Annotated in this window: 1 protein-coding gene; it reads right to left on the bottom strand. The window is 41.5% G+C overall.

Annotation, left to right across the window (positions count from 1 at the left end):
- Window positions 1–41: 41 nt before the first annotated feature.
- Window positions 42–311, bottom strand: a 270-nt coding sequence (locus MOB98_RS20700) for an IS3 family transposase (protein WP_268425385.1), incomplete at its 5' end; no start/stop codon positions are given.

A 311-nucleotide genomic window follows, 5' to 3' on the forward strand; every position in this document is an offset into this window, starting at 1 on the left:
GGGACTGACCCCCGTTTTTGAGACAGGGATCAAAACACCTTTTAAACAGCCAATTGCCGATAGTTTATCGGTGATTGGTTGTTTAGTTTCGTTTGAATACGAATATTGTTATAATAATGAATGTATTCTGTGACAGTGCGTTCTGCGATGGCGGTCGTAGTTCGATCAATGCTGTTAAGATAGAACGTTTCAGACTTTAGTGAGGAATGAAACGATTCGATGGAGGCATTATCAGCGGGCGTCCCTTTGCGGGACATGCTCATGGTAATGCCTTTTGTGTTAACAGCTTTTTGATACTCGTAAGATGTATA

The organism is Bacillus sp. N13C7, assembly GCF_026790065.1.
Lineage (GTDB): Bacteria > Bacillota > Bacilli > Bacillales > Bacillaceae > Bacillus.